At 46.2% G+C, this 23,728-nt stretch carries 20 protein-coding genes; 11 read left to right on the top strand and 9 right to left on the bottom strand.

What is annotated here, in order from left to right:
- Nucleotides 1–142 precede the first annotated feature (142 nt).
- From BST85_RS09735 to tsaB, 7 genes are all read left to right on the top strand, one after another.
- Nucleotides 143–850, top strand: a complete 708-nt coding sequence (locus BST85_RS09735; protein ID WP_104813065.1) for an ABC transporter ATP-binding protein — start codon at nt 143–145, stop codon at nt 848–850.
- The gene (locus BST85_RS09730) at nt 843–2,090 is read left to right on the top strand and encodes an ABC transporter permease (RefSeq protein WP_104813064.1); all 1,248 of its coding nucleotides are present in this window, start codon (nt 843–845) and stop codon (nt 2,088–2,090) included. Before BST85_RS09735 ends, BST85_RS09730 begins: the two co-directional genes overlap by 8 nt.
- Nucleotides 2,083–3,351 (top strand): ABC transporter permease, encoded by a 1,269-nt coding sequence (locus BST85_RS09725; protein ID WP_104813063.1) that lies wholly within the window; start codon nt 2,083–2,085, stop codon nt 3,349–3,351. The genes BST85_RS09730 and BST85_RS09725 overlap by 8 nt, the downstream gene beginning before the upstream one ends.
- A gap of 28 nt (nt 3,352–3,379) precedes the next feature.
- A complete protein-coding gene (locus tag BST85_RS09720) occupies nt 3,380–4,540 on the top strand; it encodes an efflux RND transporter periplasmic adaptor subunit (RefSeq protein WP_104813981.1) in 1,161 nt (386 codons plus the stop codon).
- A 62-nt stretch (nt 4,541–4,602) separates the two neighbouring features.
- Nucleotides 4,603–6,048 (top strand): TolC family protein, encoded by a 1,446-nt coding sequence (locus tag BST85_RS09715; protein WP_104813980.1) that lies wholly within the window; start codon nt 4,603–4,605, stop codon nt 6,046–6,048.
- Nucleotides 6,049–6,060: 12 nt separating this feature from the next.
- Nucleotides 6,061–7,353, top strand: a complete 1,293-nt coding sequence (locus tag BST85_RS09710; RefSeq protein WP_104813062.1) for an efflux RND transporter periplasmic adaptor subunit — start codon at nt 6,061–6,063, stop codon at nt 7,351–7,353.
- Nucleotides 7,353–8,009: a tRNA (adenosine(37)-N6)-threonylcarbamoyltransferase complex dimerization subunit type 1 TsaB gene (tsaB, locus tag BST85_RS09705; RefSeq protein WP_104813061.1), complete on the top strand. Its 657-nt coding sequence runs from the start codon at nt 7,353–7,355 to the stop codon at nt 8,007–8,009. Before BST85_RS09710 ends, tsaB begins: the two co-directional genes overlap by 1 nt.
- A gap of 4 nt (nt 8,010–8,013) precedes the next feature.
- On the opposite strand, the gene BST85_RS09700 is transcribed toward tsaB, so the two are convergent.
- On the bottom strand, nt 8,014–10,119 hold the full coding sequence (locus BST85_RS09700) for a thioredoxin domain-containing protein (RefSeq protein ID WP_104813060.1): 2,106 nt from the start codon (nt 10,117–10,119) through the stop codon (nt 8,014–8,016).
- A gap of 51 nt (nt 10,120–10,170) precedes the next feature.
- Nucleotides 10,171–11,079: a NifU family protein gene (locus BST85_RS09695; protein ID WP_104813059.1), complete on the bottom strand. Its 909-nt coding sequence runs from the start codon at nt 11,077–11,079 to the stop codon at nt 10,171–10,173.
- A gap of 152 nt (nt 11,080–11,231) precedes the next feature.
- On the opposite strand from BST85_RS09695, the gene BST85_RS09690 reads away from it, so the two are divergent.
- Entirely contained in the window at nt 11,232–12,236 is a 1,005-nt protein-coding gene (locus BST85_RS09690) for a PorP/SprF family type IX secretion system membrane protein (RefSeq protein WP_104813058.1), read from the top strand.
- A 48-nt stretch (nt 12,237–12,284) separates the two neighbouring features.
- On the opposite strand, the gene BST85_RS09685 is transcribed toward BST85_RS09690, so the two are convergent.
- Nucleotides 12,285–13,436 carry a vWA domain-containing protein gene (locus BST85_RS09685; RefSeq protein WP_104813979.1) on the bottom strand — a complete coding sequence of 384 codons (1,152 nt, stop codon included), beginning with the start codon at nt 13,434–13,436 and terminating at the stop codon, nt 12,285–12,287.
- 195 nt (nt 13,437–13,631) lie between these two features.
- Here BST85_RS09685 and BST85_RS09680 point away from each other — a divergent pair, with 195 nt between their 5' ends.
- From BST85_RS09680 to BST85_RS09670, 3 genes are read left to right on the top strand one after another with little or no spacing between them, the layout of a single operon-like run.
- Entirely contained in the window at nt 13,632–15,839 is a 2,208-nt protein-coding gene (locus BST85_RS09680; RefSeq protein ID WP_104813057.1) for a histidine kinase, read from the top strand.
- Nucleotides 15,840–16,571 carry a LytR/AlgR family response regulator transcription factor gene (locus tag BST85_RS09675; RefSeq protein WP_104813056.1) on the top strand — a complete coding sequence of 244 codons (732 nt, stop codon included), beginning with the start codon at nt 15,840–15,842 and terminating at the stop codon, nt 16,569–16,571.
- A gap of 1 nt (nt 16,572) precedes the next feature.
- Entirely contained in the window at nt 16,573–17,097 is a 525-nt protein-coding gene (locus tag BST85_RS09670) for a gamma carbonic anhydrase family protein (protein WP_104813055.1), read from the top strand.
- A 253-nt stretch (nt 17,098–17,350) separates the two neighbouring features.
- Here BST85_RS09670 and murI read toward each other — a convergent pair whose 3' ends face one another.
- From murI to porG, 6 genes are all read right to left on the bottom strand, one after another.
- The gene (gene murI / locus BST85_RS09665) at nt 17,351–18,142 is read right to left on the bottom strand and encodes a glutamate racemase (protein WP_104813054.1); all 792 of its coding nucleotides are present in this window, start codon (nt 18,140–18,142) and stop codon (nt 17,351–17,353) included.
- A 69-nt stretch (nt 18,143–18,211) separates the two neighbouring features.
- Nucleotides 18,212–18,721 carry an OmpH/Skp family outer membrane protein gene (locus BST85_RS09660; protein WP_104813053.1) on the bottom strand — a complete coding sequence of 170 codons (510 nt, stop codon included), beginning with the start codon at nt 18,719–18,721 and terminating at the stop codon, nt 18,212–18,214.
- A 56-nt stretch (nt 18,722–18,777) separates the two neighbouring features.
- Nucleotides 18,778–19,632: an OmpH/Skp family outer membrane protein gene (locus BST85_RS09655; RefSeq protein WP_104813052.1), complete on the bottom strand. Its 855-nt coding sequence runs from the start codon at nt 19,630–19,632 to the stop codon at nt 18,778–18,780.
- 35 nt (nt 19,633–19,667) lie between these two features.
- The gene (locus BST85_RS09650; RefSeq protein WP_245917674.1) at nt 19,668–22,235 is read right to left on the bottom strand and encodes a BamA/OMP85 family outer membrane protein; all 2,568 of its coding nucleotides are present in this window, start codon (nt 22,233–22,235) and stop codon (nt 19,668–19,670) included.
- A gap of 7 nt (nt 22,236–22,242) precedes the next feature.
- A complete protein-coding gene (locus tag BST85_RS09645; RefSeq protein ID WP_104813051.1) occupies nt 22,243–22,986 on the bottom strand; it encodes an undecaprenyl pyrophosphate synthase in 744 nt (247 codons plus the stop codon).
- A 1-nt stretch (nt 22,987) separates the two neighbouring features.
- On the bottom strand, nt 22,988–23,680 hold the full coding sequence (gene porG / locus BST85_RS09640) for a type IX secretion system protein PorG (RefSeq protein WP_104813050.1): 693 nt from the start codon (nt 23,678–23,680) through the stop codon (nt 22,988–22,990).
- Between the last annotated feature and the right edge of the window lie 48 nt (nt 23,681–23,728).

Here is a 23,728-nt window from a genome sequence, read left to right as displayed (position 1 = left end):
TTCACGTTCGCTACTGTAACATTAATTTTTTGAAACAGTCTTATACCCGAAGACTTTCACTAACCATACACGGTAAGTCTTAACAAGAATTTTGCAATGTAAGGCCCTAAAAGGGAGTTACTTTGCATGAGAACTGTTTACTATGATAGAGATCAAAGGCTTACAAAAGTCGTATCAGATGGGGAGCAATTCCCTTCATGTGCTTAAAGGAATTGACTTTAACGTCAACGAAGGCGAATTAGTCGCCATCATGGGATCTTCCGGTTCTGGAAAATCTACCTTACTGAATATTTTAGGAATGCTGGACGAGGCCGATGAGGGTACCTATACCCTGGACGGTAAGATTATCAAAGATCTGAACGAGAAGGTGGCAGCGCGTTACCGCAACCAATTTCTCGGATTCATCTTTCAGTCCTTTAACCTGATCACTTACAAGAATGCATTGGATAATGTAGCCATGCCTTTGTATTATCAAGGAGTTAAAAGAAGTCAGCGTGTAGAGCGAGCCATGCATTACCTGGAGAAGGTAGGCCTGGCAGATTGGGCCGATCACCTGCCGAATGAATTATCCGGGGGTCAAAAACAACGGGTAGCTATCGCGAGAGCATTAGCCAGTGACCCCAAGGTCTTACTTGCCGATGAACCGACAGGTGCCCTGGATTCTACTACCTCGTATGAGGTTATGGATATCATCCAGAAGATCAATGAGGAAGGAAAGACCATACTTATAGTTACCCACGAGGACGATATCGCCCATATGTGTAAGCGTATAGTCAATTTGAAAGATGGAGTGATCATCGACGATTCGGTTGTAAATCAAGTTCCTGCAAAACCAGTAGCTCATGTTTAATATCGAACGATGGCAGGAGATTTTTGATACCATTCGCAAGAATAAGTTGCGAACTTTCCTGACAGGTCTTTCTGTGGCCTCTGGGATCTTTATCCTGGTAATTCTGTTAGGTTTTGGACAGGGTATGCAGAATGGAATTGCCCAGGAGTTCGAACAGGACGCCACTAACCGTATCGCGGTTTGGACCGGAGTTACCACCGTTGAGCATAAAGGCCTTAATCCGGGTCGATTTATCGAACTGGAAAACGAGGATTACGATTATCTGATCAAGAAATACGAGGATGATCTTGAATTCAAATCTTCTGTATACCGTATATGGAGTGGGGCTGCAACCTACAAGAATGAAAATGGAAGCTACCGGGTAGAAGGAGTATATCCGGACTACCAGTTTATTGAGAACGCTTCCCTCACCCAAGGCCGATTTTTGAACTATGACGATCAGGACAATTACGAAAAGGTGATTGTTATTGGTCAAAAAGTATACAAAGACCTTTTCACAGAAGGAGGATCTGCCGTTGGAGAGCAAATACAGCTCAATGGAATCAACTTCAAAGTAATTGGAGTTTATACCGATCCGGGAGGAGAGCGTGAAGAGCAACGAATCTTCCTACCTCTTTCTACATCCCAACGTGTATTCAACGGAGGGAATAAGGTCCGTAACCTGGGCTTTACCCTGCAACGACAAGAGAATTTTGCGGCGGCCTTGCAGCAGTCCATTACCTTCTCTCAGGAGATCGAGAGTTTCTTAAAGGAACGACATATCGTTGCGCCTGAAGATCCCTCAGCCATTAATGTATTCAACACCTTAGAAGAGGCCAAGCGATTTTACGATTTGATGGCCATGATCAAACTATTCTTCTGGGTAGTTGGTATTTGTACCATTATAGCCGGGGTGGTCGGGGTAAGTAATATCATGTTGATCATTGTCAAGGAACGCACCAAGGAGATCGGGATTAGAAAGGCCATTGGAGCCCAGCCGCTGTCCATTATCATGATGGTGCTTCACGAAAGTATTTTTGTAACGGCTATAGCAGGTTTCCTGGGGCTGATCACCAGTATGGGCCTGTTGGAGATTATCGGACCAAACGTTGAGATCGATTATATAGTCAACCCCTCGGTAAACTTCCAGGTGGCAGTTACCACTGTATTCATTCTAATTCTGGCAGGTGCCTTGGCTGGATTCTTCCCGGCCTGGCGGGCAGCTAGGATCAAACCTATAGTAGCCTTACGCGATGAGTAGTTTATTTAGCAGAGATAGCTGGTCGGAGATACTAGAGGCTCTAAGTACCAATTGGTTCAGAACCATATTAACGGCATTTGGTGTATTGTGGGGGATCTTTATCCTGGTAGTCCTTCTTGCTGCAGGAAAGGGATTGGAGAACGGAGTCAAGTCCGACTTCGATGGCATTGCCACCAACACCATGTTCATGTGGACACAGACCATTTCGAAGCCCTACAAAGGTTTGCCCAAAGGACGTCGATTCAGTTATAAGATCGGAGATGTTCAGGCCATCAAGGACAATGTTCCCAATATGCGCTTTGTTTCCCCTCGAAACCAATTAGGTGGATTTGGCGGGAGTAACAATGTGGTGAGAGGTTTGAATGCCGGTGCCTTCAACGTATATGGAGATTACCCGGAGATCATCGAGCAGCAACCCATGGATATTACCAGTGGACGTTTTATCAACTATGGTGATATCAACGAGAAAAGAAAAGTAGCCGTTATCGGAGAAGGAGTTAAGACTTCCTTGTATGCGATCGGAGAAGATCCCATAGGGACTTATATCAAGATCAACGGGGTCAATTTTTCTGTAATAGGCACCTATAAGAAAAAAGGTCAGGGAGGCGACTCCGAGGAAGACCAGAAAGAGATCTATGTTCCTTTCACCTCATTCTCCCAGGCATTCAACCGGGGAGATCGAGTAGGCTGGATGGCCATTACGGCAGAAGACGGCTCTTCCATTACAGAACTGAAGACTCAGGTCTTCGATGTGATAAAACAACGACATACCATCCACCCGGATGACGATCGGGCCATAGGAAACTTTGACCTCTACGAGCAATACAGTCGGATCGAGGGACTATTCTTTGCCCTGAAGATCATCGCCTATTTTGTTGGGACCCTGGTCCTACTATCCGGGATCATAGGTATTTCCAATATCATGTTGATCGTTGTAAAAGAAAGAACCAAGGAGATCGGAATTAGACGCGCATTAGGCGCTACGCCTTGGTCCATCCGTGGTCAGGTGTTATTGGAGTCCATCTTTTTGACCATTATCTCCGGTATGGCCGGAATTTCCTTGGGAGCCCTGGTGATCTATGCGATTAACAGTGTATTGGATGCAACCGGCCCAGTGGATATGTTCATGAACCCCAGTGTAGATATCTCGGTGGTCATGACCGCGCTGATCATCCTGATCGTTTCGGGATTATTTGCGGGATTCATCCCGGCCCAAAATGCAATTCGCGTCAAACCTGTGGACGCCTTACGAACAGAATAAATTCATCAACAACTACAATAAAACAATCATGAAGAAGTCAGTAACCATCATTATACTTGTCAGCATTGCGGTAGTCTTTACCATATCGCTCTATTACCTGTGGCAAAAGAACCAGGAGGATCCTGTAGTATATACCACTCAGACTGCCGAAAAAGGAACCATAGTCAAGAAGACCGTGGCTACCGGGAGTATAGTGCCCAAGGAAGAAGTACTGATCAAACCCAATATTTCTGGTATTATCGATGAGATCATGGTAGAAGCGGGGGATATCATTCAAAATGGTGATCTGATCGCCAAAGTAAAAGTGGTGCCAAATGTAGCTTCCCTGACCAGCGCCAAGAACGGAATTGCTTCGGCGGAAACCGCCATGGAAACCGCGAGGTTGGCTTATCAGAATCAGCAAAGTATCTACGATCGTCAGAAAGGACTTTACGATAGGGGAGTGATCTCTGCCAATGAGTTCGATCAGGCACAGTTAACATACAACCAGGCCAAACAACGCTATGAGCAGGAGCGCGTCAATGTGACCGCAGCTCGTCAGAATTACGATATCATCCGTACTGGTACGACCGCCGGCTTGGGATCTGCGGCGACTACGGAGATCCGGGCCACTGTGTCCGGAATGGTACTGGATGTACCAGTGAAAACAGGAAACCAGGTGATCGAAGCCAACAACTTTAACGATGGTACTACCATCGCGACCCTTGCGGACGTCGATAAGATGATCTTTGAAGGTAAGGTGGACGAATCCGAAGTTGGAAAGATCAGTGAAAATCTTCCACTTGAGATCACCGTTGGAGCCATCGAGAACCAAAAGTTTGATGCTGTTCTGGACTATATCGCTCCAAAGGGAGTTAGCGAGAACGGAGCCATTCAGTTTGATATCAAAGGTACCCTGGCCATGAACGACACCACCTTTATTAGGGCAGGACTGAGTGCCAACGCCTCCATCATCCTGGCCAGAGCAGACAGTGTTCTGACCATTAAAGAGGCACTGGTACAGTACGATCCCAAGACACAACAACCTTTTGTTGAGGTAGAGACAGGTGACCAGCAATTTGAGCGTCGCGATGTAGAATTAGGCATCAGCGATGGTATCCTGGTCGAGGTCGTAAGTGGGATCACAGCCGACGATAAGATCAAGGTCTGGAACCAAATTAAGCCTGCCCAACAATTCGGCCGCCGATAATTTTAACACTTTATTGTAACACTTTTGTCCTTCCCAAGACAAATTCATCAACTATGAGTCTTATGAAGAAGCATACCCTATTGCTGATAGCCCTAATGGCTGTTGTAACAGCCTTTGGTCAAAATAAGAAATGGACCTTACAGGAATGCGTGGAATACGCCCTGGAGAACAACATCTCGATCAAACAATCGGAATTAGCCATCGAAGAGGCTGATATCGGAAAATCGGATGCCATTGGTAATTACCTGCCATCTCTAAACGGTTCCATAGGTAATAACTGGAATACGGGTCTTACCCAGGACGTAGTAACCGGGGTCCTAGTCAACCAGACTTCCCGAAACTCTTCTTACAGCGCAACAGTAGGTTTGAGCATTTTCCGTGGTTTGAGAAACCTCAGAAGCCTGCAGCGTGCAGAGATCGCCCAATTGGGTGCTCAATATGGCCTGAAGAAGATGACTGACGATATTTCCCTGTTTGTGGCCAACGCATATTTGCAAGTACTGCTTAACAAAGCGAACCTGGAAGCCTCCAAACAGCAAAATGCTGTGACCATGGAGCAGATAGAGCGTACCCAGGAACTGGTAGACGCTGGAGTTCTGCCGGAAGGAGACCTGCTGAACATCAAGGCGACCGATGCCAGTGAAAAGCAAAATATCGTGGTAGGTGAGAATGCAGTTCGCATTTCACTGATCAACCTGGCTCAGCTTTTACTGATCGAGGACTATGAGGCTTTCGATATTCAGGATGAGGGATACGATATCATAGATGAAGGAATCGCAGCCAAGGATATTTCTGAGATCATCGCTGCGGCTCAGGAGAACCGGGCGGAAGTGAAGATCGCCCAGACTAATTATGACCTGGCAGAGAAAGACCTGCAATTGGCCAGAGGTGCTTATTACCCTACAATAAATGGTTTCTTTAACTATAACACAAGGGAATCTGATAGGGCGAGAATAGGATCTTTTATCGATCCGGATAACCCGACAATCACAACTCAGATCGGGGTGGTAGAAACCACTGGTGATGCCGTTATCGCGGAAGTACCCAACTCCTCTTTGGTTGAACTTTCTCCTTTACCTTATTGGGAACAGCTTTGGAGTAACGATGGTATTTCATATGGTTTGCAGTTAAATGTTCCTATATTTAATGGACTCTCTGCTCGAAATAATGTAAAAAGAAGCAAGGTCAATGTGAAGAGACAAGAGTATCTGCTGGAACAGGCCAAATTGGACTTGGAATCCAACATTTACCAGGCTTATGTAGACGCCAGGGGCTCCATGAAGGCCTTTGAGGCTGCTTCTACTGCCCTGGAATCTCAGCAACTGGCCTTTGAATATGCACAACAACGATACGATGTTGGTTTGACCAACTCATTTGACTTCAGTCAGGCTAAACTGCTTTATGACAATGCGCTTGTAGAAGCCAATCGTTCGAAATACGACTATATCTTCCGCTTGAAGGTGCTGGAACTTTACTTCGGGATTCCGGCCACAGAGCTGAAGTTTTAACCATCCACTATCATGAAAAATAAAAAAGTAATCTGGATCGTCGCCGCGGCAGTTGTTCTACTGATCGTTCTGATTGGTGGTAAGAAGGCCGGGTGGTTTGGAAAGGACACTAATCTAAAGGAAGTTGTTACTGCGAAGATCGAACCGATCGATATCATAGAAACCGTTGCGGCTACAGGAAAGATACAGCCAGAGGTTGAGGTAATGTTATCTTCCGAAGTTTCCGGTGAGATTATCGAATTACCGGTTGTCGAAGGGCAACAGGTAGAAAAAGGTGATCTGTTGGTGCGCATCAACCCCGACCTGATCCAATCCAGTCTGAACCAGACCCAGGCTACTTTGCAGAATATCAAAGCTCAGTTAAGCCAGGCAGAGGCCAATCTGAAGAATGCCGAACTTAATTACAACCGGAATAAATCCCTGTTCGACCGAGGGGTTATCTCCAAGGCCGAATGGGACCGTTCTGTAGCAGACTATGAAATTGCCCAGGCCAATCGTGAGTCGGCTTACTACAGCGTGCAAAGCGCACAGGCCAATGTAAAGCAAGCCAGTGATAACTTGGCTCGTACCACAATTTTTGCTCCGCGTAGCGGAACCATTTCTAAGCTGTCCGTAGAACTTGGAGAGCGAGTTGTGGGTACAGCCCAGATGGCGGGTACCGAAATTATCCGCGTTGCCAATCTCAACAATATGGAAGTAGAGGTTGATGTGAACGAGAATGACATTGTCAAGGTTTCCATTGGCGATTCTACCATTGTAGAAGTAGATGCTTATCTCAAGAGAGAGTTCAAAGGAATAGTGACGGAGATCGCTAACTCTGCGGAAGATGTACTATCCGCTGACCAGGTGACCAATTTCAAGGTGAAAGTTCGAATCGTTCCAGAATCTTATGCAGACCTAACGGAAGGTAAGCCGGATTACTATTCGCCTTTCCGACCAGGTATGACGGCCACAGTCGATGTAATTACCAACAAGAAAGAGAGCGTGATCGGGGTGCCAATAAGTGCTATCGTGATCAAGAATGATACTACCGGACAGCGCAGAAACGCAGCCTCTGACGAGAATGTCCTTGACGAAAAATTTGAATGTGTGTTTGTCCGTGATGGCGACCAGGCGAAGTTGCGTGTGGTAACCACAGGAATTCAGGACGACAGCAATATCGAAGTGGTTACCGGCTTGTCCGAAGAGGACGAGGTGATCACCGGGCCGTACAACACGGTAACCAAGTTACTGAAGACTGGAGATAAGATCAGTGTGGAGGGAGACAACAAGCCTGCCACAGAGGAGGAAAACACTGAAGAATAATGACCCGTATCCTTTGTCTGGAGACGGCCAGTACGAATTGTTCAGTAGCGCTTTCAGTAGATGGAAGCGTTGCTGCGTTTAAGGAGGACAATGGCCGCAACTATTCGCATTCGGAAAGCCTGCACGTCTTTATAGAGCAGATGCTGGACCAGGCAGGTGTGTCCCTATCTGAACTGGGTGCTATCGCCGTTTCCAAAGGCCCTGGTTCTTATACTGGGCTGCGTATTGGTGTTTCGGCGGCAAAGGGACTGTGCTTCTCCTTGGACATACCTCTGATCGCCATTCCTACCCTGGATAACCTGGCTATGCAAGTAGATGCCGAGGGACTAATTGTTCCTATGTTGGATGCGCGCAGAATGGAAGTTTATACTGCAGTTTACGATCAGGACCATCAAATTTTGGAGCCCACACGAGCCCAGGTATTAGGGGGTGATTCGTTTTCTGATCAACTAGAGAAAGGAAAAATGACCTTTTTAGGTGGTGGTGCTGTAAAGTTTAAGGAGATCTGTGAGCATCCAAATGCAGTTTTTAATACAGAACTCCAACCATCAGCCAGAGCTATGGCCTCTAAAGCTCAAAAGTTCTTCGATTCCGAACGTTTTGAGGATGTCGCTTATTTTGAGCCCTATTACCTCAAGGACTTTATGCCGGGCTAGACCCTTATTCTAACAATTCCAGGGCTTTATCCACTTCCATTACCGGAAGCTTACAGGCGTTATTCACACAGACGTAAATAAAGGTTTTACCGGGAACAAATCGCCCTTCCAACAGATAGGCTTGGCTTGCTGAGGTACTTCCCGCGATCAGCTTGTTGGGGATATAACGAGTGTTCAGGTCCTTTAAGATGGACTGGGCATCGTCTCCTACCGTAACAATTTCGTAGTAGTTCTCCTGGTAGTTCATCAGCAGGTCCAACCAGTTCGAGAACCCATTTGGATAAGTTTCCATATCCGCCTGTACATTCTTTAGCATTTGCATGGCCGTTTCTCCATATCTGGTCTCATCAAAATGGTGCCCCAGAACAAAGAGATTCTTCGCCATGGTCGAATTAGAGGCCGGGATCACATTGTCCCTGTATTCGATGGTACGATTCATCAAGGCATCATCTTGGTCTGAGGTAAAAAAGAACATTCCACTTTCCGCATCAAAGAAATGATCAAAGCTATAATTGGCCATGGACCTGGCCTGGTTCAGCCAGTTCATATCCAATGTTACCTCGTACAAGGCAATAAAGGCCTCGATGGTGGCGGCATAGTCTTCCAGGTAGCCATTGATGGTACTTTGTCCGTCTTTATAACTGTGCCATAGCCGGCCATCTTGCTGAAGTTGCTTTTCCTGGATGAATTGCCCATTCTTAATGGCCGTTTGAAGGTGTTCTTCCTTGCCGAAGGTCTTGTAAGCGTCAACATACCCTTTAAGCATAAGCGCATTCCAAGAGGTCAGGGACTTATCGTCCAAACGTGGCCGGATCCGCTGATCCCTGAAGTTTAACAAAGTAGATTTCCAGGAATTGACCTTGGCCATTAGTTCATCCGCGCTTATTCCCGCCTCTTGGGCCACATCCACATGGCTTTTGGTACGGATCAAGACATATTTCCCTTCCTCTTCCCAAAGACCGTAATCATTGATATTGTAGTAATTGGCGAACAGTTCGAAATCATTTCCGATCTGTTGCTGAAGTTCCTCCTTGCTGTAGATGTAGTAGGCGCCTTCTTCTAATTCTCCTGATTCGGTTTCAGAGTCAGCATCCAGGGAGGAATAGAAATTTCCGTCCGGATGAGTCATTTCCCGCTCGATATAGATCAGGGATTCTTCAACGACCTGCTGGTAAAGTGGATCTCCCGTCAACTGATAAGCAGCACTGTACAAACTCACTAACTGGGCATTGTCGTAGAGCATTTTCTCAAAATGGGGAACATGCCATCTTTCGTCCACACTATAGCGAGCAAAACCACCACCAACCTGGTCGTAGATTCCGCCATAGGCCATCTTATCCAAGGTGAATTTCACATGGGCCAGTATTTCATCATCCTTTTGCTGAACGCCTTGCCGCATTAGCGCAGCCCAATTGTTAGGCATCATAAATTTTGGAGCTCGTTTGAAGCCTCCATATAAGGTGTCAAACTGCCCGCTCCATTGCTCGAAAATTCCCGCAGAATCGTATTGTTTAAAGTCTACCTGTGCCGTGTTCAGACTGACCAGGTCTACCGTTTTGATCCCTTCCTCCAATCGGCTGGCATATTCTTCCAGCCGCTGTGGCTCTTCATCGTATAGCTCCTGTATCTGTGTAATGGCTTGGATCCAATCGTCCTTTTTAAAATAGGTGCCTCCCCAGATGGGTCTTCCGTCCGGTAGAGTGATCACGTTAAGCGGCCATCCGGCATTTCCGGTCATCAATTGGACAGCATTGATGTAGATCTGGTCTACATCCGGTCTCTCTTCCCGGTCTACCTTCACCGGGATAAAATTGTCGTTCATTACCGTAGCGGCGGTCGAATCTTCGAAAGTCTCCCGCTCCATCACGTGACACCAGTGACAGGCTGCATAGCCAATGCTAATGATCATCAATTTCCCTTCTTCCCTCGCTTGTTGCAGGGTTTCCGGGTTCCAGGCCTTCCAGTTTACCGGATTGTGAGCATGCTGAAGCAAGTAGGGGCTGGTCTCGTTGATCAGGTCGTTGGTGTAAGCATAGGTTTTCACAGGATCGGAATTTGACGTATTGCAGGCAACCAAGGCCAATAGAATCAAGCAGGTCAGGTAACGCATAATGCCGGGATTGAGTCCAAAAATAACCTTTTTCAGTTAAGCCGTTTTGACTTAACCGTTAATGGCCTCCACATGGTTTACACGACCTTGCATCATCTCGCGCAGCATGGTCTCGATACCATTCTTTAAGGTCACTGTAGAAGAAGGACAACCACTGCAGGCCCCTTGCAAGATCACCCGTACCGTTTGGGTGTTGGGATCAAAAGAATCGAAGGCGATGTGGCCACCATCACCAGCTACTGCTGGCTTTACGTATTCGTCCAATATGGCCATGATCTCCTGGTCGATATCGCTGTATTCTCGTTGAGAGGACGGCGTGGAACCGTTTACACCGGTTTCGGGCTTTTGAGCGAGTGCTGCATCGGACAGTATCTCTTTGCCCTTTTCCAGGTAGGAGCGAATGAATTCCCGTAACTCCATGATCACTTCTTCCCATTCCACCACATTGTAGCGGGCCACCGATACATAGTTCGAACTGATAAAGACCTCTTTCACAAAGGGAAATCCAAACAATTCTTTCGCCAAAGGAGCATGAACTGCCTCCTCGATATTCTTGAATTCGAAGGTTCCGTCGACCAATGGTTTGTTGGCCACGAATTTCATTACACCTGGATTTGGGGTGCTCTCCGCATAGACAGTCACCGGAATTTTCTTAGGAGCCTGGTCGGTGTTAACAACAGCTTGTCCGGATTCCAGGTAGTCAGAAATGGCATCGGCTACTTCTTCCTGCACGTCCTCCCATTGGACGATATCGAACTTTTCGATGGCGACAAAATTCTGAGAAATGTAGACCGTCTTAACGAAAGGCAGATAAAATAACTGTTGTGTCAACGGGCTGGGTTTTGCCTCGTCAATATTGCCGAACTCGAAGCTTTCTGCCTGAGTTAGAAAGCGATCCGTAACAAATTTTACAATGGATGGGTTGGAGGTCGGTTGGATCTGTATCCCCTGATCTTTCATAGCATTTTTCCTTTGCTGCAAAATTACAAAAGATTGGCGCTATCAACTACAAATTAACAATTATCGAACAGACCGCTACGTTAACCTAATAAGTCAATTCCGATAAGCGATTACCCGAGCGTTCCTTTGATTGATTTATATTTAGGATCTAAATGAAAGCACCCATTAATTTTCGAGGAGCGTTCGCCATTTTTTTTATTGGATGGATTGGCTTGTTGCATTCCCAAGAGGGTATTCCGGTTTACCACGACTATTTTGCGGATAACCTATACTTGTTGCACCCTTCCATGGCTGGTGCCGCAGCTCGAAATCAGATCCGATTGACTGCTCGTCAACAGTGGTTTGATCAGAACGAGGCTCCCAATATGCAGACCCTTTCGGTTAATGCGCGGATTGGAGAACAATCGGGAATAGGGGGTATCGTCTTTAACGATAAGAACGGGTTCCATTCCCAGACCGGTGGTTATCTAACCTATGCTCACCACATCATGTTCTCCAGATCCCCGGTAGATCTGAATCAACTCTCCTTCGGAATCAATGTAGGATTGGTACAATCGCAATTGGATGAATCTTCCTTTGATATAAACGATTTTGACCCGGTTATCTCCGGTGTCCTTCAAAGTAGTTCCTATTTCAATATCGATATTGGAGCCTCTTACAACTACCTCAACTTCTCTGGACATTTTACGGTAAAGAATGTGCTGCTTCAGAACAGGAATAATTTTACGGAAGAATTTGAATCCAGTAACCTGAGACGCTATATACTGTCTGCCGCTTACCTGATCGATAAAGGGGATTGGGATATAGAACCTTCTGCGATGTTCCAGTTGGTAGAACGTACCGGTGAATCTTTTGTTGATATCAATGCCAAAGTTTACAGAACCCTGGACTTCGGGACCCTGTGGGGCGGATTGTCCTATCGTTCCAGTTTCGATGGGGCGGAATATGTGGATGGAACAGCTATTGAGGATCAGCGACTGCAATATATCACTCCGGTATTGGGAGTGAATTACAAGAACTTCCTATTCGCCTATACCTATTCTTATCAGATTGGCAATGTTCGGTTTGATAGTGGCGGATTTCATCAGCTTACCTTGGGATACGACTTTGGCAAAAGCCGGGAACCGTACGATTGCGACTGTCCGGCCATAAATTAGAACAGGCCTCCGGGAACAAACATAAACCCAAAGGCCTGCGGCAGCTGCCTATTGCCAGGTATAGTTCTTTTTACCGGCTTGTTTTTTCAAGGCATTGATCAAGGCACTTTCCAGTCCGTTGTCCGTAGCCTTCTTCTTATCGGCTACAAATTTCCGACGCTTCTCGTTCAGTTCGTTGATCTCACTTTGAATAGCCTCGCGCTCGGCAGATTTTTCTTTCACATACTCGGTAAGTTCCTCTTCGTTCATGTCCTGTAATTCCTCGGGCAGGTTATCAGACTCTATATCCGAGATGACGATTGCCTCTTCCTCCATGGCATCTACCAAGTCCCAGCTGCTATTCTTATAGAATTTGGATCCTTTGCTGATGGTTCTGCCCACGGCATTGGCCTTGCCGTAAGATTCTGCGTTCGCATCTTGGGCAACCTGAATGGCCACCTTCTCTTTTCCACGAATACCGTAGGGAACATAGGTTTTGTTCAGTTTTATATTTAGCTGAAGGATGAGGTCATCGTAAGGAGAGTCGATATGAACAGTTTGGCGGTTGTGGTCAATAGACATATAGTCTCCGTATGTCAAGCGGGCACCATCTTGCCAATGCGTATCCACTCCATGACGGTAATCACCGCAGAAAATGGTGTTAACCACCACATCTTTCTCCTTGGCCATGGAGGCCGCGTCCCTGTAGTCTACATTGCCTTGGGTGAAAGGCTCATTACCTGCAATGAAGATCATCTTCAGATCATCGTCATCATTACCCCAGTCCAAATCCTTCAGAGAGGCTTGTATGACCGTACCGCAGAATTCACTACCACCATTGGTGGTCAGAGAGAATAATTCCTTGGAGAGATCGTCCAGGTCTGAGGTAAACCCGAGTATTTTCCTGATATATCCACTTCCTGAGCTGAGGTTGTCGTTTCCGTACTCATAAAGTGCGATTTGCAGATCAGGACGCTGGTTACGGCAGCGAGCATAGGAGAGTTCATTAACGATCTCCCAGAGTTGAGCTTTGGCCTGGTCTATAAGTCCGTCCATACTGTTACTGGTATCCAGCAGCAGGGCTACGCGTATGTAATGCTGTTTTGTAATAGGGGATTTTTCGATCTCGGCCAGTTGGGCGATGGGTTTTTCAGTTTCGGCTTTACATGCGACCAAACCCAGAAGTGAAAAGGCTAATGCCAGTGTTTTCCAATTTTTCATGATGAATGATTTAGTATTTGACACCTAACCTACAGCGAGAATTCTGCCATAAATAGTCGTATTGAGGGAACTGTCCGTTTGAATGAGGAAAGCGAATAATACGATTAGCCAAAGGGTCATTTTGGTCCTGTTTCCGGTGGTTTTGGCCTGTAACCTATTTCTAAAAACCCCTTAAAGTATGTATGTTTACAGTCCATGAGGCTTTGTTTATTCATATTGTCATTTCTATCACTTGCTTCACAACTCTGCGCCCAGGAGGAGTCCGGGATCGGTGTAGAGTTGGAGGCTCCAGCTACCTTTATGCTCAAGGGAGAGGTGGTGGATATGGAAACCGATCAACCTATTGACAAGGTCAATGTGGAGATTGCCGGTAAGGAATACACCACGACCAATAGGGCTGGAGAGTTTAGCATCCGTGCATCGGTGGGTGACGAACTGATCTTCCGCTCAGATGCCTTCGAAACGGTTTACTATCAGGTGGTAGACAGACAACGGGTCATGGTCCGGGCTGAGCCTATTCCAACCCTTGCCTCAACAGAAAAGAAACTGGCAGAACAAGCGAGCAATCCATTGGGGTTTGAAACTGCAATTGACTCTGCCAAGGCCTATTTGAGATCCGATGCTGGAAGGAGCATAGAGTTTGTGACCCTGGCTCTGGAATCCATACAAGGAGGTGGAGATGATGACCGCAATGCCATAGCCTTTTCAACTCTGGGCGATATCAATGCCTTTTGGGGTCAAAATGACCTGGCCATTTCCAATTACAAACGCAGCCTGGAATACGCAGAAGACAAGGCCGTACGCATCAAATTGGCTGATAATTTTCGTCAAAATGGGAATTACCAGGAAAGTATTGGCGAGTTTGAACGCCTGCTTGACCTGGAACTTAGTCCCTACCAGCAAATTGAAGTGTATGAAGGTTTGGGTGATGTATATGCTTCCATCTCAGATCCCTTACAGAGCTTGAAGAATTATCAGTTAGGGCTTCGGATTGCCAATTCCAGGCAAATTACACCCAAGATTACCGACCTGAATTCCAAAATCGCGGAATCTTATGCACAGGAAGGAAAGCTGGAGGAGGCCATTACCTTCTTTGATAACTCCCTGGACCTGGCGGGAAGAGAGAACACCAGGCGGTCTGCTGCCGAAAAGAACAGAGTTGCGGACTTCTACAATTCCAATCAGAATTTTGACAAAGAGATTCAGCTGCGGCAAGAAGCCTTAGACGATATAGAGGAGATCGGTGATTCAATTATCGATGCCAATGGCATTAATCCCTTGACGGTCCAAAATCAGAATTATAAGATCGCGAATGCTTATGTAGCCCAGGATAAATACGACGAAGCGATCCCCTTCTTGGAGAAGAGTATCTCCGAAGCCGATCAGAAACAAGATCTGATCGTCCAAAAGGATGCCACACGGAAGCTCTCGGAGATCTACCGCGATCTTGGCGACCTGGATAAGGCTGCTCAAACCTATCAGCAATATGTTTCGGTGGTAGACGAGCTCTACATTCAGAAGGAACAGGAACTGTCTCAGGCGGCTCGTTTTAACCGGGAGATCACGCTTCGGCAAAATCGAATAATCAGTCTGGAGAACGAGAGAGAGCTGAACGAGAGTCGGTATCAGCTGGCCGTAGACAACCAGGAGTTGATCCAAAAGAACAATAGGATACAAAAGTGGATCATAGGCTCTTTGGTAGTTATTGCGTTGTTGCTGCTTTATACGGCTTTTACACAGCGTAAAACAGCACGACAGCAACGTTATGCCAACGACCTCCTGGCTCTGAAGTCCTTGCGTACTCAAATGAATCCGCATTTCATCTTCAACGCGCTGAATTCAGTGAACAGCTATATCGCTCAAAGTGATGAGCGTGCGGCAAATCGTTACCTGAGCGAATTCTCCCAACTAATGAGGGCCGTGTTGGAAAACAGTGAAGAGGATTTTATTCCCCTGGCCAAGGAGATCGAGCTTTTGCAACTCTATGTGAAGTTGGAACACTTTCGGTTTACGGATAAGTTTGATTATCACTTCGAGGTGGACCCGAACTTGCAGGTTGATCAGTTTGTGATTCCGCCTATGTTGTTGCAACCCTATGTAGAAAATGCGGTATGGCATGGTTTGCGATATAAAGAAGAAAAGGGCAATCTGTTGATCCGTTTCCGCCAACTGGACACTGAACGAGTAGAGGTGTTGATACAGGATGACGGCATTGGTAGAGAACACTCCAAAGCTTTGAAAACAGACCATCAAAAGAAACAGAATTCCAAAGGTATGGGGAATATCAAGAAGCGAATCGCCATCCTCAATACGATGTATAGCGATAAAGTGGATGTTTCCATATCCGATCTGGAAAGTGACGGTCGTGGCACCCAGGTTACCTTAATTTTAAAGAAAGACTAAATGATGTTGAAGACCATTATCGTAGAGGACGAGGCTACCAGCAGGGAGATCTTAAAGGGTTATCTGGGGAAATACTGCCCACAGGTCGAGATTTTGGGCGAGGCGGAAAATGTAGAACAGGCCCTGCAACTGATCCGTGGTACAAGCCCTGATCTGGTCTTTTTGGACGTAGAAATGCCTTATGGAAATGCTTTTGATCTGCTGGATCAAGTTGGAGAGCGCAGCTTTGAGACCATTTTTGTTACGGCTTATGATCAGTACGCCATTGACGCATTAAACGCTCATGCTGCCTACTATTTGCTCAAGCCCATATCGATCGACAAATTGATCGAAGCGGTAGACTATGTCAAGGCCATTAGGCAGAAGGAGGCCGAATTGGCTGAAAAGGTCCTTAAGCCAAAATCTGAGGTTACATCGGGCAAGATGACCATACCGGTTCAATCGGGATTTGAAGTATTGGAAATTGGAGATATTCTTTATTGCCAGGCTGACGATAATTACACCCATATCTTCACTACGGACAGGAAGAAATTGGTCTCCAAGACCTTGAAGTATTTCGAAGATGCTTTAAATGGTAATGGATTTGTCCGTGTGCATAAATCCTATCTGGTCAATGTGGGAGCCATAACCCAATACCGGAAGGGAAAGGGAGGTAGTGTAGTGTTGAATAACGGCAAGGAGATCATGGTTAGTCCTGCCCGGAAGAAAGAACTGTTATCATATTTCGAGTAGTATGTCAAAAGCAATTATTCAAGACGTAAGAGGCAAGAGTCCTCAGATACCAGATGACTGTTATTTGGCGGCCAATGCCGTTATCGTGGGAGACGTTGTGATGGGAAATCAATGCAGTGTTTGGTTCAATGCCGTTATCCGTGGCGATGTTCACTACATTAAAATGGGCAATAAGGTCAATGTACAGGATGGTGCGGTGATCCATGCCACCTACCAGAAGTCACCAACCAATATTGGCAATAACGTGTCCATCGGCCATAACGCTATCGTTCACGGCTGTACGATCAATGATAATGTACTGATCGGGATGGGAAGTATAGTGATGGACGATTGTGTGGTGGAGTCTAATTCCATCATTGCAGCAGGGGCCGTATTGACCAAAGGCACGCATGTACCGTCCGGAACGATCTATGCCGGGGTCCCAGCCAAAAAGGTAAAGGACATCTCTGCGGAGTTGATCGAAGGAGAGATCGATCGGATCGCCAATAACTATGTGAAATATTCCAGTTGGTTTAGTGAAGAGTGAGCGGTGAGCAGTGAGCAAGGAAAAACTTACTTTACCTACTACCTACTACCTACTACCTACTACCTACTACCTACTACCTAGGGGCTTTACAAGAATCTGGACTACACAATTTATGAATTGACTACATCAGTTTTAGTTGTTCTTGGCATCGATATGGATAAGGATTAATTTGCCCCCGGAAGGGGAATAGGGGCCCCAAGGTGGAAAAATGTGTTAGCCGTTAAGGGTTAAGCGTTAAGCGAGGGAGTAAGTTTTAAAACTCCAAAAAATCCACCTTCAGCGGATCAGTTACGCCTGTTAAAATATTCCGCAGTACCTCGATCTCACCATTACTATAAAATTGCAATTCAGGAGTTTGGAGCTCAGTATTGAGTAAATCGGATTGAGTAAGTACGTTCTTGACCTGCCTTGCTACCGCCTCGCCAGAATCCACTATGCGGATATTATCTGGCAGTAATTCTTGCAGTTGCGGGATCAAATAGGGATAATGACTGCAGCCCAGTACGACCTGGTCTACTTCTGCTTCTTTGAACCGCGTACTGTAGTTGGTCAGTAGTCTTGTCATCTCAGGACTATACAGTTTCCCCGATTCAATTAGTTGTACCAATCCGATCCCCGCCACCTCTATCATTTCCACCCCTGAGGTATGATCCAGTGCGGTGGTGTGGAACAGACTACTGCTCAGCGTACCCTGAGTTGCTAAAACTCCTATACGGTTAACACGGCTGCTCTTGGCTGCTGGTTTAATAGCAGGTTCTATACCGATAAAAGGAATCTCATAGGTTGCTCTTAGTGTGGAAATTGCATTGGTTGTTGCCGTATTGCAAGCCACAATTACACACTTACAACCTAGATCAATTAGCAGCTCGGTATTCTTTTTGCTCAAGTTGATGATTTCTTCCTTGCTGCGTTCTCCATAGGGGGCATGAGCACTATCTGCCAGGTAGATGGAATTCTCTTGTGGCAGGAGAGTATGTACCTCCTGCCAGATGGAGGTTCCCCCGATCCCGGAGTCAAAAAGGCCAATGGGAGCAGTTTTTTTCACGGATTTGCAAGATAAAAAAACTGCCCGATCGTTTCCGATGGGCAGCTTAGTATTGTGGTGGGACTCGACTTAGATTCCCAGTTCTTTCTTTACATCGGCCATCAGGTCTGTTCCGTCGGCCAAGATGACTCCGCTACCTTGAGTTGAGTCAAATACGTATTGGATCCCTTGGGCACGAGCCACCTTCTGAATGGCAGTACGGGCTTTTTCCAGAACCGGTGTGTAAAGATCTACTCGTTTCTGATCTAGATCCTGCAGGGCCTGCTGACGATAGGCGCCAATGTTGGTCTGCATACCTTGTACTTCTTCGAAACGCTTTCTGTTCTCTTCTTCGGTCTTGCTTTCTGCCTCTACTTCATACTGCTTCAGTTTGGCGTCCAATTCCTTGGCCATAGCCTTGATCTCAGTATCGTAGGTCTTCTGCAGTTTTTCCAGCTGACTTTCGGCAGCTTTCATCTCAGGCATTGCTTCAACAAGCGCCTGGGTATCGATGTGAGCGACCTTGTCTTGAGCTTGAGTCAGGGTAGTTGCTCCAAAAAACAGCATTGCAGCTACCGCGATAAGTCTGAACTTTTTCATCATTGTAATAATTTAAATAGAATTATTTAGGGTGTTTATTTAGTTAAATCTTGGGCTTACCAGCCATTTCCGTTATCTCCGTCCTCTCCTTCACCTTCACCATCTGGCGGGTTGTTGCCATTTTGGCGAGCCTGTTCGATCGAATCCTTGCGGCGTTGACGATCTTCAATCAGTTTCTGCCGGCGGGCATCGTATTCTGCTTTCCGAGCAGCTTTGATAGAATCCCTTACCCGGCGACGTTCCTCCAAAAGAGCTTCTCTTTCATCTTTTTTCGCCTGAACAGCTTCTTCGCGTTCGGTGATGGCCGCATCTTCTTCTACAGTCAATGCATCACGTGCTTCAACTTCTTCTTTCTCCTTTTTAGAGCTGACCTCTTCTCGTTTGGCTGCACGGTTGATCTGTCTGATCACCTGCTCGCTCACATCGTTTTTCTTGGCTGCGAATAGCATAGATGGGTCTGTAGACCGATCTACGATAAAATCATACTTCCTGCTTTCGGCTATGTCCTGAACGATGTTAAAAACCTGATCTTGGATGGGTCGGACCAGCTGCCGTCTTTGAATGTCCAGGTCTCCGCCTGGGCCAAAGCGGTTTTGCTGATATTCCAACATCTCTTCTTCCTTGATCTGGATCTCCTCTTCTCGTTCTTCGATCAGTTCCGGAGTAAGCAGAACCCGCTCGTTGGCCAGGTTCAATTTCATCTGGTCGATCTCCTGGTTCATCCGTTCGATGTCCCGCTTCCATCCCTGTACTCGTCCATCCAGCATGGTCTTGGCTTCCTGGTAATCAGGAACGTTCTCCAAAATGTACTCCATATCGACATAACCAATACGGGTACCACGTTGGGCTTGGGTAGTAGTGATTGCTAAAAGGCAAACACATACCAACCAGGGTAGGAATGTGGTTCTCATCTTCGTCGGTTGTTTAAGAAAATATCGTGCCAAATCTAAAATTGCTGTCCAATGATAAAGTGTGTTTCCCAACCATTGGGCTCGGTTCCGCCCAGTACAGGGTCGAATCCATATCCAAAATCGATACCTAGCAGACCGAATGCGGGCATAAATATACGTAATCCTACGCCAGCAGACCTATTGACATCGAAGGGATTGTAATTTCTAAAGCCGTCATAAGACTGCCCTGCTTCAGCAAAGGTCAGTGCATAGATCGAGGCCAATTGCTTCAAGGTGATCGGGTATCTTAACTCTAACGAAAATTTGTTGTAAATGGTATTTCCATCTATAGGGGAAAGCGACTGGTTTGGATACCCTCTTAACTGGATCACCTCTCGACCATCTAATGAGAATGCTCCCAGCCCATCACCTCCAAGGAAGTATCGTTCAAATGGTACTATTCCACGGGCATTGTTATATGCACCCAGGAATCCGAATTCGGCATTGGAACGCAATACCAATTTGTCCACCAGAGTGGTGTACCAGGTCCCTTTGAATTTGATCTTGTAATACTCCAGCCAATCGAAACGATCCTGGTCGATCTCGGCTATCCTTTCGGTTGCGTCCACATCTCCGGGGTTCTCCAAAAGGAAGTCTTCTAGTTCTTCACGTTCGTTTCTGAGGGCTTTAAAGTCCTTGCTACTGAAGGCGGAATAGGGTAAGGTCAGTTTGGCCGTGATACTGAATTCCGATCCCAAGGTCGGGTAGATCGGGTTAGTGGCCGTATTATTCCTGGTAATACCGATGGTATAAGCGAGGTTGTTGGAATAACCATCTCCAAAGGTAAATAAGCCAGTATTGTAGTTTTTAAGATTGTAATGCTGGAAACTGATCGCTTGAGATAACTGGAAGTAGTCATCTGGCCATTGCAGTCGCTTGGCCAATCCGATGGAACCACCCGTAATCAGGAAGCGACGATCGCTGTCTCTCTCCCGAGTGTTGAAATCGAAGAGATACTGAATAGTATGTGAGAAACTGGTGCTCAACTGCACAGGTTTCTTACCACCTAACCAAGGTTCGGTCAAGGAAATACTGTAGGTCTGATAGAAACTACTGGCCTGGGCGCGTAGGCTCAATTTTTGACCATCTCCCATGGGCAAAGGTTTATACGCCTCACCATTAAATATATTACGCAGAGAGAAGTTGTTAAATGACAATCCGAGTGTACCTACAAATCCACCACCACCGTATCCACCTTGAAGTTCGATCTGGCTGGAACCTTTTTCTACAACAGAATATTCCAGGTCAAGCGTACCAGAATTTGGATCAACATTCTTGAAATTCGGGCTAAGTTGCTCCGCATCGAAGAATCCGAGCTGTCCCAATTCCCGGATAGTCCGTACAACATTCCGTTTACTGTATTTCTGTCCCGGTCTTGTTCTGAGCTCGCGGTAGATCACATGGTCATTGGTCCGGTCATTACCTACTACTGTCACGTGATTGAAGTAGGCCAGTTTACCTTCTCTAATCCTGATCTCAAAATCGATAGTGTCCCCTCTTACGGCAACTTCCACAGGGTTGATCTGAGAGAAGAGATAACCATTGTTCTGATAAAGGTTGGTCAGGTCCTGAGCTTCAGGGTCGCTAGCGTCAGCAATTCGTTCTTGCAATAACACCCCGTTGTATACTTCTCCGCGACGGATCCCCAAATACTGTCTCAAGGCCGCGTCGGTGTAGACACTATTACCTATAAAGCGAATGTCACCAAAATAGTATTGCTGACCTTCTTCCATGTTCATCTGGATGGCGATGTTCTTGGAATCAATATCGATAATGGAATCCTGAGTGATTCGTGCATCTCGATAACCGCTAGCCTTATACTTTTCAATGATCAAGGCCTTGTCTTCTTCGAACAGCTCCTCGGTATATTTGGATCTCTTCCAGAAACGGGCCGGGTTCTTTTGCTTTACTTTCTTCATGGCGCCCTTCAACTTGGCGTCAGAGAATTGTTCGTTTCCTACAAATTCGATCTTCTTTACTTTGACTCGAGGTCCTTTATCGACCACGATACGCATGTTCTGAGCGGTTTCCTGGCCCGTACTATCCACGACCGGGGTAGTAGTAACGATTACATTGTTGTTGAAGTAACCTTTTTCACGAAGTTTGTTGCGGATGTAGTTCTTGGTGGTGGTAATCAGGTTCTTGGTGATCTTCACACCGGCAACCAGATTGTTGTCCTTGATGGCCTCTTTGACTTTCCCTTTCTTCAGTCCCTCTATACGGATCTCACCCAGCTTGGGTAATTCCACGATATACAATTCCAGGTCAACTTGATTGCCTTGGATATCTGTTACATAGAACGCAATGTCACTAAAGAGATTTTGCTCCCAAAGTTTTTTGGTCACTGCACTCAGTTTTTCACCAGGGATGAATAACTGGTCGCCCTTCTTTAAACCGGTAAAGGCGATCACCGTGTTTTCGTTAAAACTCTGAGCCCCTGTTACTTTTATCGAGTTCAAGGTGTACCTTGTTCCTGCATCAAGCTGCTGCTCCTGGGCCTGTCCCAGGCAAACAAAGAGAATAAAAAGAAGGAGGGTAGAATATAGTTTCCTATAAAGACTCAATACCTTACTATTGTTTAAGTTGTTCGCTTGTCTTTCCGAAGCGGCGTTCTCTGCTTTGATAATCCACAATTGCTTCGTAAAGATGATCCTTGGTGTAATCCGGCCATAAGGTTTCCGTAAAATACAGTTCGGCGTAAGCGATCTGCCACAAAAGGAAATTACTAATTCGCTGTTCTCCACTGGTACGGATAAGCAAATCAACATCCGGTAAATCACGCGTGTAAAGATGATTATTAATCATCTCTTCATCAATAGACGCGGGCGAAATTAGGTTATTTTTAACTTTAAGACTAATCTCTTTAATAGTTTTTGTGATTTCTTGCCGGGAACCATAACTAAGCGCTAGGGTCAGGGTCATACTATCGTTCCCTTTTGTCTGCTCTATCACCCCCATCAGCTCCCTGTGCGCTGCCTTGGGCAAGGCTTGCAGGTTGCCGATCGCATTCAATCTAATCTGGTTCTCCTGCAGAGTTTTGATCTCCTTTTTTAAGGAAGAAACAAGCAATTTCATCAAGGTCTCCACCTCCAGTCTGGGGCGGGTCCAATTCTCCGTAGAAAAGGCAAAAAGGGTCAGATAAGGGATGCCAATTTTACCACAGGCCTCAACAATTTCCCGAACGGCCTTAGCACCTCGTTCGTGTCCACTGGCACGGAACAAGCCCTTCAGGCTAGCCCACCGTCCATTGCCGTCCATAATTACAGCGAGATGAACAGGTAAACGTTCGCGATCAATTTGTTCGAGAAAGGTCATGTTAAAAGTTGCAGTAGCAAGGCTGTCGCCCGAATGCAAAGGTAAGGGTTATCCCGGTAAAAACGTACCAGTCGTTATTATTCAGGTTCCCAAATTTGATGTCATCATTGTTGCCCGGAGCCCCTTTTGTTGGATTACTCCCATCCAGGTTGTCTGTAAAGGTATATCTGGCCCCGATCTCCCCGGCCAAGATGAAGCGGGTGCCAATTGTGGCTTTATAACCAAGAGCTATTGGAATGGCAAAAGAGGAATTGCTATCGTAGTCGCTGATCTCGTCTCCCAATCGTCTCAACTCTTTAAATAGGAAATAATGAACTCCTGAATATAAATAAGGAGTGGATTGAGGTTCTCCAGCGTGCAGGTCGAATTCCCAAAAGGTATATTCTAAGCCCAATCCGAATTCGGTAATGGTGTTCTTAAAGTTTAGACCTCGTTCTACCCGCCGTGCGTCACTAGACTTACTATCGTCTCCGCTGATATTAGCAAACATAATACTACCACGAAAAGAGTGTCGAGGGCTGCGGTTCCATTTGAAGATCCCACCGAAGGCCAGTTCATTGGGAAGGATGTAGTTGGTCCTTCCTACATCTCCAATGTAGTTAGCACCACCGGCCAGCAGTCCGACCTCGTAGGTTTGAGAGATCCCTGAAAACGAAATGCTTACCAATAAAATAGCCGATAAAAAATACCTCATTCTCCCTGAAAGTTTGCAAATATAACAATAAACTGAACTCCTCTACCT

Source organism: Aureitalea marina, assembly GCF_002943755.1.
Taxonomy (GTDB): domain Bacteria; phylum Bacteroidota; class Bacteroidia; order Flavobacteriales; family Flavobacteriaceae; genus Aureitalea; species Aureitalea marina.
This window is presented reverse-complemented; position numbering and strand designations above follow the sequence as displayed.

Coding starts and splice junctions, on each gene's coding strand:
- BST85_RS09735 (WP_104813065.1), top strand. CDS start 143: ATGATAGAGATCAAAGGCTTACAAAAGTCGTATCAGATGGGGAGCAAT.
- BST85_RS09730 (WP_104813064.1), top strand. CDS start 843: ATGTTTAATATCGAACGATGGCAGGAGATTTTTGATACCATTCGCAAG.
- BST85_RS09725 (WP_104813063.1), top strand. CDS start 2,083: ATGAGTAGTTTATTTAGCAGAGATAGCTGGTCGGAGATACTAGAGGCT.
- BST85_RS09720 (WP_104813981.1), top strand. CDS start 3,380: ATGAAGAAGTCAGTAACCATCATTATACTTGTCAGCATTGCGGTAGTC.
- BST85_RS09715 (WP_104813980.1), top strand. CDS start 4,603: ATGAAGAAGCATACCCTATTGCTGATAGCCCTAATGGCTGTTGTAACA.
- BST85_RS09710 (WP_104813062.1), top strand. CDS start 6,061: ATGAAAAATAAAAAAGTAATCTGGATCGTCGCCGCGGCAGTTGTTCTA.
- tsaB (WP_104813061.1), top strand. CDS start 7,353: ATGACCCGTATCCTTTGTCTGGAGACGGCCAGTACGAATTGTTCAGTA.
- BST85_RS09700 (WP_104813060.1), bottom strand. CDS start 10,119: ATGCGTTACCTGACCTGCTTGATTCTATTGGCCTTGGTTGCCTGCAAT.
- BST85_RS09695 (WP_104813059.1), bottom strand. CDS start 11,079: ATGAAAGATCAGGGGATACAGATCCAACCGACCTCCAACCCATCCATT.
- BST85_RS09690 (WP_104813058.1), top strand. CDS start 11,232: ATGAAAGCACCCATTAATTTTCGAGGAGCGTTCGCCATTTTTTTTATT.
- BST85_RS09685 (WP_104813979.1), bottom strand. CDS start 13,436: ATGAAAAATTGGAAAACACTGGCATTAGCCTTTTCACTTCTGGGTTTG.
- BST85_RS09680 (WP_104813057.1), top strand. CDS start 13,632: ATGAGGCTTTGTTTATTCATATTGTCATTTCTATCACTTGCTTCACAA.
- BST85_RS09675 (WP_104813056.1), top strand. CDS start 15,840: ATGATGTTGAAGACCATTATCGTAGAGGACGAGGCTACCAGCAGGGAG.
- BST85_RS09670 (WP_104813055.1), top strand. CDS start 16,573: ATGTCAAAAGCAATTATTCAAGACGTAAGAGGCAAGAGTCCTCAGATA.
- BST85_RS09660 (WP_104813053.1), bottom strand. CDS start 18,721: ATGAAAAAGTTCAGACTTATCGCGGTAGCTGCAATGCTGTTTTTTGGA.
- BST85_RS09655 (WP_104813052.1), bottom strand. CDS start 19,632: ATGAGAACCACATTCCTACCCTGGTTGGTATGTGTTTGCCTTTTAGCA.
- BST85_RS09645 (WP_104813051.1), bottom strand. CDS start 22,986: ATGACCTTTCTCGAACAAATTGATCGCGAACGTTTACCTGTTCATCTC.
- porG (WP_104813050.1), bottom strand. CDS start 23,680: ATGAGGTATTTTTTATCGGCTATTTTATTGGTAAGCATTTCGTTTTCA.